The 10,109-nt window shown below is 51.7% G+C and carries 8 protein-coding genes; 7 read left to right on the forward strand and 1 reads right to left on the reverse strand.

What is annotated here, in order from left to right; all coding sequences use genetic code 11:
- The first annotated feature begins 299 nt into the window (after positions 1 to 299).
- The 6 genes from CGS49_RS03765 to CGS49_RS03785 all read left to right on the forward strand — a co-directional run bounded on the left by CGS49_RS03765 (position 300) and on the right by CGS49_RS03785 (position 8,416).
- A complete protein-coding gene (locus tag CGS49_RS03765; RefSeq protein WP_097800581.1) occupies positions 300 to 1,298 on the forward strand; it encodes a restriction endonuclease subunit M in 999 nt (332 codons plus the stop codon).
- Complete coding sequence (locus CGS49_RS03770; protein WP_097800582.1) at positions 1,285 to 5,376, forward strand: Eco57I restriction-modification methylase domain-containing protein; 4,092 nt, start codon at positions 1,285 to 1,287, stop codon at positions 5,374 to 5,376. The genes CGS49_RS03765 and CGS49_RS03770 overlap by 14 nt, the downstream gene beginning before the upstream one ends.
- A 223-nt stretch (positions 5,377 to 5,599) precedes the next feature.
- The gene (locus CGS49_RS03775) at positions 5,600 to 5,977 is read left to right on the forward strand and encodes a hypothetical protein (RefSeq protein ID WP_097800583.1); all 378 of its coding nucleotides are present in this window, start codon (positions 5,600 to 5,602) and stop codon (positions 5,975 to 5,977) included.
- A gap of 220 nt (positions 5,978 to 6,197) precedes the next feature.
- Positions 6,198 to 6,347: a hypothetical protein gene (locus tag CGS49_RS14155; protein ID WP_179859019.1), complete on the forward strand. Its 150-nt coding sequence runs from the start codon at positions 6,198 to 6,200 to the stop codon at positions 6,345 to 6,347.
- Between the two features lie 77 nt (positions 6,348 to 6,424).
- Positions 6,425 to 6,667 carry a hypothetical protein gene (locus CGS49_RS03780; protein WP_207653397.1) on the forward strand — a complete coding sequence of 81 codons (243 nt, stop codon included), beginning with the start codon at positions 6,425 to 6,427 and terminating at the stop codon, positions 6,665 to 6,667.
- A 93-nt stretch (positions 6,668 to 6,760) separates the two neighbouring features.
- Positions 6,761 to 8,416 carry an RNA-binding domain-containing protein gene (locus CGS49_RS03785; protein WP_097800585.1) on the forward strand — a complete coding sequence of 552 codons (1,656 nt, stop codon included), beginning with the start codon at positions 6,761 to 6,763 and terminating at the stop codon, positions 8,414 to 8,416.
- Positions 8,417 to 8,571: 155 nt separating this feature from the next.
- On the opposite strand, the gene CGS49_RS03790 is transcribed toward CGS49_RS03785, so the two are convergent.
- Positions 8,572 to 8,820 (reverse strand): DUF6061 family protein, encoded by a 249-nt coding sequence (locus CGS49_RS03790; RefSeq protein ID WP_015537124.1) that lies wholly within the window; start codon positions 8,818 to 8,820, stop codon positions 8,572 to 8,574.
- Between the two features lie 479 nt (positions 8,821 to 9,299).
- Between CGS49_RS03790 and CGS49_RS03795 the strand changes: the two genes are divergently transcribed.
- Complete coding sequence (locus CGS49_RS03795) at positions 9,300 to 9,551, forward strand: DUF6061 family protein (protein ID WP_005927463.1); 252 nt, start codon at positions 9,300 to 9,302, stop codon at positions 9,549 to 9,551.
- Positions 9,552 to 10,109: the final 558 nt, after the last annotated feature.

Here is a 10,109-nt window from a genome sequence, read left to right on the forward strand (position 1 = left end):
CGCTGGGTGGGCAAAGACCGTCAACTGCCACGCCCATCCGCGCATCCTTCTGCCACAGAACAGGTGCTTGCCGGAGCCTTTCGCAGCCCCTTTTCCGCGTCAGCCGGAACCAAGGTGTAACACACTAGACTTTGCAGGCAAAGTCGTGTGCCAACGAGCGTTCCGCCGCTCTTTGGATTCTTCCCGGCAGGGCACTGGAAAATGGGGTGCCCTGATGAAAACGGTGGATGGTACACATTCACAAACCCCGAAAGGTGTGTTATTATAGTACCATCAATAAATGGAAGGGAGGGCGGCGGATGTTCAGCATTGCAGGAATTGACCTGTTGGAGCAGGAACTTTTGGACCATGAACGCACCCTCCTTGAGATTTTGCTTCAGGACAAAACCACCAAGAAAAACATCATCTGGGCAACCGATGATTACGCCGAACTGGGCGAACCATACAGCTTCAAAAAAGAAATCCTGCCGGAGCTGGTTACAGGCGAACAGGACAGTCTGATCCAGCCCAGAGTGGAAAAAGCAGTGGAGCATCAGACCAACCGCACCCGTGACAAAGCAGAGGTGTTTACCCCCAGTTGGATCTGCAACGCACAGAACAATCTGGTGGATGAGCAGTGGTTTGGCAGGAAGGATGTTTTCAACATCCAGAAGGAGATGTCGTGGAAAGCAACGGCTGACAAAATCGCCTTCCCGGACGACCGTCAGCACACATGGCAAAAATATGTGGATGCACAGCGGCTGGAAATCTCCTGCGGCGAGGCTCCCTATCTGGTAAGCCGCTACGACACCGTAACGGGCGAAACCATTCCCATTTCCCAACGAATTGGCCTGCTGGACCGCAAGCTGCGTGTTATCAGCGAAAACACGGACACCGAAGAAGAATGGTTCACATGGACAAAGCGGGCGTTCCAGAGCGTGTACGGCTTTGAGTATCAGGGCGACAGCTTGCTGCTGGCACGGGAAAACCTGTTTGTGACCTTCGTGGAGGTTTACCGGGAACGCTTTGGCAAACTTCCCCACCTGCGGCAGATGAAGGTGATCGCTAACATCATTGCGTGGAACCTCTGGCAGATGGACGGCACAAAGTATGTGGTTCCGGGCAGCTGTAAGGAAAACAAAATTGAAATTATCAGCTGGTTCGGCAGTGAGGAACAAATTGACCTGTGTCCCGGATGCAAAAGCGGAAATATCCGGGCGCACAACGGGATTTACAGCATCATAAAGGATTGGCGTTCCAACCAGACAATGACGTTCCTTTCGATGGTGAGGGGAGGAAGTGCAAATGGCAGCGTATAAACCAACCATGTCGTATCGGTTGATTTACATCTTTACGATTCACGATGCCCAGCACGAGGGCTACTGGAAGATCGGAAAGACAAATTTTGACAGCGTGAACAGCTACAAACAGCTTCCGCCCAACTGTGCGGAGCTGAATTGTGCTGCCCGTGACCGCATCGACCAGTATACCAAGACGGCGATGGTTGAATACGACCTGCAATATACCGAGCTGGCACGCAGAACCGTCACCTTCCCGGATGGTACGACCGATACGGAATTGTTCGATGATGACGATGTCCATAACGTGCTGTACAATTCTGGATTTTCGGCCCGGAAGTTCTCCAATTCCAATCAGGACAGCGAATGGTTTGAGGTGCCGCTGTCCGTTGCCATCCGTGCAATTCAGGCGGTCAAGGAAGGCCGCACGGCGCTGACTGCTGCCGAAAAGAGCGAAGGGCAGACCAGCTTTCTGCCGCAGACTGTCCCTGCTGCGCCCAAAAAGAGAGCTATTACCCTGCGTGACGAGCAGGTAGATTGCGTCAATCGGACGCTGACGATTTTCCGCAAGCAGAACTCGATGCTCTGGAACTGCAAGATGCGTTTCGGTAAGACGGTTACGGCCTATGCGCTTATCAAAAAAGCAAACTATCAGAAGGTGATTGTGGTCACCCACCGCCCGGTGGTGGAAGATGGCTGGCGCAACGATTTTGACCTGATTTTTGGCGAAGGAGACAACCGTGCTTTCCTGAAAAAAGACCGTTTCGATACGGATTCGTCCGTTTACGATGCGGCAATGGATGCACGCAACGATGCAAACCTGACAGCCTACCAGAATTCCGGCAAGGCGTTTGTTTACTTTGCCTCCATGCAGGACCTGCGCGGCTCTCAGCGGGCAGACGGCAAGTTTGACAAGAATAACGCCGTTTTCGATATGGACTGGGATCTTGTGATTTACGATGAAGCCCACGAGGGCACCCAGACCCAGCGAGGGCAGAAGGTGCAGTCTTTGCTGGAAGCGGAAAAGAACGGCAAGGCTCCCAAGGTTCTGCAGTTATCCGGCACGCCGTACAATTTGATGCAGAAGTACGAGAACAACGTCTACACGTGGGACTACGTCATGGAGCAAAAGCGCAAGCGGGAGTGGGATACCCTGCACCCCGGCGACCATAACCCCTATGCAGACCTGCCGGAACTTCGCATCCTGACCTTTGACCTTGGGAAAAGTCTGCCTACCTCCTACCGCTACGAGACCTTGGAGATGGCGTTCAACTTTACCGAGTTTTTCCGGGTGTGGACGGGCGACCCTGCACGAGATTTTCGTCCTCTGCCTGCTGGCGCACAGGTGGGTGATTTTGTCCACGAGGCCGACGTGCGCAGCTTTCTGGACCTGATTTCTTCGGAGAACCCGGAGAGCAACTATCCTTACTCCACGCCGGAGTACCGGGAGATGTTCCGGCATACCCTCTGGATGGTTCCGGGCGTGAAAGAAGCCAGTGCCTTGAGCAAGCTGCTGAAAGAGCATCCTGTGTTTGGAGCCTATAAGGTGGCCAACGTTGCAGGCGACGGCGATGCCGAAATGCCCTACGACAACGCCCTGACGCTGGTAAAGCAGGTCATCAAAGCGAACCGCTATACCATTACCATTTCCTGCGGCAAGCTGACCACCGGCGTGACGGTGCCGGAGTGGACGGCTGTGATGATGCTGACCGGGTCGGCAAGCACGGCTGCGCCCGGCTATATGCAGACCATTTTCCGGGTGCAGTCGGCAGGAGTGCTGGACGGCAAGCAGAAAGAACGCTGCTACGTCTTTGATTTTGCGCCCGACCGCGCACTGAATGTTCTTTCCGAGGTCAACCGCGTCACCAAACGTGGCAAAACCAACGAGGAAGAATACCGTAAGGCTCTGGGCGAATTCCTGAACTTCTGCCCGGTGATTGCCGTGGACGGTACGCAAATGACCGAGTACAGCGTACCGAAGATGATGCGCCAAATCAAGCGGCTGACCGTGGACAAGGCCATCAAGAGCGGCTTTGACGATGAATCGGTCTACAAGCAGGATACCGGCATGGTGATGGATGAGGAAGATGTGGAGCTGTTCCATACCCTGTCCGACAAGCTCAGCGAGCAGAAAGCCGCCAAGAAAGAGACAAAAATCCACATCAACAATCAAGGATTGACCAACGAAGAGTACGAAGAAGCCTCCAAGCTCTCCAACAAGCCCAAGCGGGAGCGCAGCAAAGAGGACGAAGAACTGCTCAAAAAGCTGCAAGACCAGCGCAAGGAGCGCGATAAGGTCATTCGGCTGCTGCGGAATGTTTCGATTCGTCTGCCGCTGTTGATTTACGGCGCAAAGGTCGATTTGACCGAAGAAATCCACATGGCGGATTTTATCGACTTGGTAGACCCTGAATCTTGGCAGGAGTTCATGCCAAAAGGAGTAAGCACTGCTTTGTTCCGCAAGCTGCTGAAATACTACGACGAGGATGTGGTCAGCGGGGCGGGTCTGCGCATTCGCCGCATGGCAAAGGCTGCGGACGAGCTGCCGCCCACCGAGCGTGTGAAGCGCATTGCCGAGATCTTCAGCCACTTCCGCAACCCCGACAAGGAAACCGTTCTGACCCCGTGGCGGGTGGTGAACCTCCATCTGAGCAACATGGTGGGCGGTTATTGCTTCCTCAACGAGCAGTTCGATTCGCAGGAGGTTCTGGAGGTGCCTCGTCTGGTGGATCAGGGGCAGGTCACGGAGGACATCTTCCTCAACCCGGAGGCACGGATTCTGGAAATGAACTCCAAATCCGGCCTGTATCCCCTGTATATGGCATACAGCCTGTACGCCATGGAGCTGCCCGGCCCGGAGGACAAGCTGCCGTTGGAGCAGACACAGGCTCTCTGGCAGGAGACCGTGGAGCAGCAGATCTTTGTTCTGTGCAAGACCCGGATGGCAGAAAGCATCACCCGGCGAACGCTGGTGGGCTATCAGGATTGGACGGTCAACACCACCTACATTCCGCACCTGCTGGAACGGATGGAAAAAGACCCGCAGCGTCTGGCAAAGAAGCTGCAGCGAACCGATACATGGGGAAAGGAGGGACAGCCCATGAATTTTGATGCCATTGTGGGCAATCCGCCGTATCAGCTTATGGGTGGTTCTGGCGGAACGAATGATGCGCCCATCTACCAGTATTTTGCTTCTCTTGCAGAGGAAGTGGAGCCACATTATATTAGTTTGATTATTCCGTCTCGTTGGTTTTCTGCTGGCAGAAAGAATTTGCTGGGTGACTTCCGCACACAGATGCTTGCAAATCGTAAAATTCGTAAGATGTATGTCTATCCATCTTCGCAGGATATTTTCCCAACGGTCGATATTAAAGGCGGCTTGTGCTACTATTTGATTGATAACGGCTATGATGGAGATTGCGAATATACCCTTGCACAAAATGGCAAGGAGAAAACAACGACTAGAAGCCTGAACGACCTTGACATTTTGGTGCGTGAGCCAGAACTTGCGAATATCGTTAAGAAAGTTATGAGTGGCACCGCAGAAACAGACACTGTTTCAACGATTGTGTCCAATGATACGCCGTTTGGTATTCCGACTAACCCCAAGACGAGCGGAAAGAATGCAACGGCGGTTTATGAAGATTCCACACCAGAGCATAATGTGAAACTGCTGTATCTTGACAATATGGTTCGGACGATTGCCTATGTTTCCAGAGAAAGCATCAAAAAGAATATGGGTGATATTGACTGTCCCAAGGTGTTTATTCCTGAAGCGGCAGGCTCTGGCAATGATCCGTATGTTGTGGGAAAGCCAGAATACATCGGTGAAACCGCTGTGTGTTCACAAACATTCCTGTATGTTGCATTCAAAACGGAGATGGAGGCAAAGAATTTCATTTCGTATCTTAAAACAAGATTCTTCCGTGTTCTGGTATCTGCTTGCAAAATTTCACAGCACACGCCCAGCAGCACATACCGCTTTGTTCCTTTGCAAGATTTCAGCAAATCTTGGACGGATGAAGAACTGTATAAGAAGTACGAGCTGACGGAAGATGAGATTGCGTTTATTGAGAGTACGACTAGAGCGATGGAGTAAAACGCAAGACTAAAAGCGTGTAATCTACATCGTGCACAAAAATGCAAACAAAAATTCTGAGCAAAATTTTGCGTAAGAGACCTTGACAATAAAAGATGTTAACACCTTGTTTACAAATGCAAGTATCAGACGATGAAATGACAAAAGAAACGCAAGATCTGGTTGAATTTTCTTGACTTTGCAGAAAAGAAGGAATATAATTAGTAAGCAAGGAGGGGATAGCATGGTTGACCTGAGCGGCTTTACTGCTTTTGATTTTAGCGAAGGTGTGCCTTATTGTTCGATCACGGCTAACGGCGTCACCTTCAACAAGGCGGTCACGCTGAAAATGGGCTCACCGGCCTATGTTCGGTTACTCATAAATGGAGACAGCCGTCAAATTATTCTTCAGGCTTGTGACGAAGATACGCCCCGTGCGGTGGCTTTCTTTCGTCCCAAAAAAAACGGCGTGATGTCTGTGCGCTGGAATTCCATGGATTTGCTTTCGACGTTTAAGCGTCTTTTGAATTCTGATTTGCAGCATGGCTACCGTGTGGATGGCGAACTTGTCGGAGATGGTATGATGCTTTTCGACTTGAATGCCGCAAAAACTTTGGTCTGACAGTTTCCAACTGTTTGACATATAAAAAAGCACGCATCAAGACAGGGCCTAATCTGTCCGACACGTGCTTTCCTTGAAAAAGCTAGAGCAGAAGCTCAAAACTAATTCGACTAACACGGTTAGTATACCCGGTTGCTCCGGCTTTTTCAAGCATTTCACGGATTCGTCTGCAACTTGCTTGCGGCGTGTTCGAGCGTTGCTTGAAAGGAGGAGTGTAACTATGCGAGACAATCGGATGGATGAGAATGTGACCATCGTCTACACTGCGTATATTACGCTGCGTAACGGTCATCGCCTGTACGCAAAGCAGTACGGCAAAAAGGCGTTTGAACTTCACATTCGTGACAACAAACACCGCAAACGCAGGTGATTCTTGCGTGATTTGATCGTTGAGGGTATCGGGAGTAGCTTCACCCTCCTTGTTTTATATAGCATGGAGGAATTGATATGAATTCTAAGAAAACATCTTCGTCTGTTGCATCTCAGGCATCTCGTGCGCTGCGTAGCAGTAGCACTTCCAAGATTCAGCGGCAGCTTGCCGGAAGTGCACTCTCGCAGGCAAAGAGTGGTCATCAGACGGGAAAGAAAATGGAAGGCGTTGCATCGGCAGCTTTGAATAGCCCGAAATACAGCAGCACGACCAAAACTCTTGCAGGCAGCGTTCTCTCGCAGTCTAACAAGAACCGCTAATTAGTCCAAAACAGGACGTGCAGTTTATGGCTGTACGTCCTGTTTTCTTTTTAAGGGCAGAAATGCAATGTATGTTGAGGGGAGGTCTCTACCATGACCGAACAAGCGCTCCGCAAAATGATTGCTGCCGGGGAAAGCACCCGGCAGGAGTTTAAGTCGTGGGTGAAGTGCAAGGACTACCGGCAGCGGAAAGAGCTTGCGGTGAAAAGTGCGGTTGCGCTGGCAAATACAAAGGGCGGCGTTCTGCTGTTTGGCGTAGAAGATGACGGCACCATTACGGGCTGCCCCAAGAGCGACCCGCAGGCACTGATGGAAGCCATCTACGATATGACCCGGCCCAGCCTGTTTACCGAAATCGAGCCGGTAGAAACCTCTGACGGTGTGGTGCTGGTGGTATCGGTGGAGAAATCCAATTCTCATGTTGCCACCACCGGCGGCATCTATTACAGACGGCTGGGGAACGTGACAAAGCCCGACTACCCTGCAAACGATGTGTACTCCCCTGCTGACAACCCGGATTTTTCGGCAAAGATCGTGGCGGGCGCAACCGAAAACGACATTGACCTGCTGGAAGTGTACCGCCTGAAAGAGAAACTGCGGATTCGGGATGCAGGCTCTGCCCTGCCGGATTTGGCAGATACCACCTTTCTGGACAACCTGAACCTGATCCGCATGGATAAGGACGAGGTGCGTGTAACGGTGGCAGGGCTGCTGTTTGTGGGTAAGGCGGCTTCCATTGCACGGCTGCTGCCTCAGGCAGAGGTGATCTACCTCCATTACAGCGACGAGGCGCAGACGGAATACGACAACCGCATGGATATGCAGGAGCCGGTGATCTCGATTCTGGATAAGCTGACCGAGCGCATCCGCACCTATAACCGCCTGACCAATGTGCAGGTGGGGCTGTTCCGGCTGGAGGTGTACGATTTCTCCGAAGCGGTTTTTCAGGAGGCTTTGCTGAATGCGCTGGCGCACCGCTCCTATGAGGACATGGCACCGATCTACGTCAAGCACTACCCCACAAAGATCGTGATTGAGAACCCCGGCGGCTTTCCGGGGGACATCAACGAAAGCAACATCATCACCCACCAGTCCATTCCCCGGAACAAGCTGATCGCCATGACCCTTCAGCACCTGAAGTATGTGCAGCGTTCCGGGCAGGGCGTGGACATTATGTTCCAGAGTATGCTCACCGAGGGCAAGCCCTACCCGGAGTACGCCAGCACGCCCAACTCCGTCCGGCTGACCCTTCGCAGCACGATGGAGAATCAGAACTTCGTGCGTTTTATCGCAGAGACGCAGGATAAGCGTTCCAAGATGTTCACGCTGTCGGAGCTGATGATTCTGCACTATCTCCGGGAGCACCAGAAAATCACCTTGAAGCAGGCGGCAAAGACGATTCAGGAAACCGATGACAATGCCCACAAGGTTCTGAATGCTCTCCGGGACGAGGGGCTTCTGGAACTCAACGGCAAGACCTATATGCTGTCCCTCAAGGTCTACGAAACGGTGAAAACCGATGTGGCCTATGTGCAGGACAAGACGGTCAGCCAGATTCAGGCAAAGGATCGGATTCTTGAATATCTGAAGCATAAGCCGTCGATTACGAATCAGAAAGCACAAGAGCTGTGTGGATACACAAAAGATCAGGCATACCGTATTCTTCGAAAGCTTGTAGAAGAAGGGAAGATTGAAGTAAAAGGAGCAGGGCGCGGAAGGAGATACTGCTTAAAAGAAAATCAGCGATAAAAACGCGCGCCGCGCGATTATTACGCGCAAAGAAACGCGCGATTTTCTTGGGAAAGGACAGAAAATGACTGCAATTCGATAAAAACAGAAATCGTTAATCGCGCGCTGAAACGCGCGCCGCGCGATTAGCGGTTTTGCCGCGCGTTTTCTAAGGCTCAATCTTCCAGCCTGCCGTGGTCACACCCCAGCGACAGATAACGCTCCATCTCCCCTCTCAGCACCATCTGTGCGTACTCCAAGGGCTTGTTGTAGAGCAGCCAGTCCAGTTCTGCCCGCTGTGCCGGGGTGTTGCCGTACTCGTCCTCAACGGCGATGCAGTCGATGGCAATGGTGGTGCCATCCTCGAACCGGGCTTCCACCCGGTTAGTGTCCATGTTGTAGCGGCAGGTAAGCAATTTTGTCATAGTAGTATCCTCCAAGACTTGATTTTTGGTGTGTAGTCACTCGAACCAATGCCGTCAAGTCGTTGTCGGATGAAGTGGTTTTTAGTTTGTCCGGGAGTAAGTGCACGGTTTTTGCACGGTTTCAAAACGTGCAAAGGGTGCAAATCGTTGCAAAATCGGACAAAGGGTGCAGAAACTCGAAGCTCAAAACCTGCGATATATCGCGAAGAAATGACGTTAAAACGTAACTTCCAAAAATTGAGGGAATCGCCCGGCGTGCGCTACGAATCAGTAGGCCGGGGGTTCGAGTCCCTTCCATCGCACCAAACCATGAAAATCCGAACCTTTTCTCGATAGGAGAAGGGTTCGGATTTTTTGTTTTCTTTGGAAATGACAATTCCGGCTCCTTCCCGACGACTGTGTGTCCAAAACCTTATCAGAAGAACCGTATAACAAAAGTCACAACTGTAAAGGTGCCGTAAGGCAGAAAGGACACGATTATGAAGTACGATGAAAGAACTTGCAAATTCAACATGGATACCGGCTGCGTGGAGCTGCTGCTCCGGGATGGGAGAATGATCTCCATTGACTGCACTGGGGTCGAGGATGAATTGGACGTGACCATGGCGCAGAGGACGGAACTGGACTACCTCATCTACAACGATCCGTTGGGCTATGCGGATTTGATTCTGAACGGTGACCCGGAGAAATATTTGAAGAATGTGGCTGGAAGCCATGGGCTAGAAGATTAAGGGCAAAACAAAAAACAGGGTGCGCCCCTGAATAGGACGCACCCTGCCAAAGACCACAGACGATAGCGATATGTACAACAGGGAGTTCCCCAGTGGGAACTTCCTGTTTTTCGTTGTTTGCATGATGAGCTTGTTCTGCCTGCCACGCGGCAAACTCCCTTTGGCCTTCCTCGCTGTTCCAGCAGGCAAGGATGGCCGGGTAGAACGCCCGTGCCAGACGGTCGATGACATCATCGGGGTAAGGGGAAATGTTTGTGGACTTTTTCTTTTTGTTCAAACGCACGCTCCTTTGATCGTCCCACCGTGGCAAAGCCGGGCGAGAAAATCAAAGTTCCAATTTTTATCAGGCGCAAGGGCGCGGATGCTTTCCGCCCTGCACTTGCGGCTGGGGGCTCGTTGATGGCTTACAGGTGTCTGTTGTTATGCGGTCTTTTCTTCTTCAAGGGCTTCTGCAAGAGCCTTTTCCAGATAGGTTTCGATTTCAGTCAGGTAGTTAGCAGGCCTCTGCATTGCGAAGCGGAGAACCTTCTGCTTTTCCGGGTCAGTGAAATAGCTGGG

Origin of the sequence: Faecalibacterium langellae, assembly GCF_002549775.1 — a bacterium.
Lineage (GTDB): Bacteria > Bacillota > Clostridia > Oscillospirales > Ruminococcaceae > Faecalibacterium > Faecalibacterium langellae.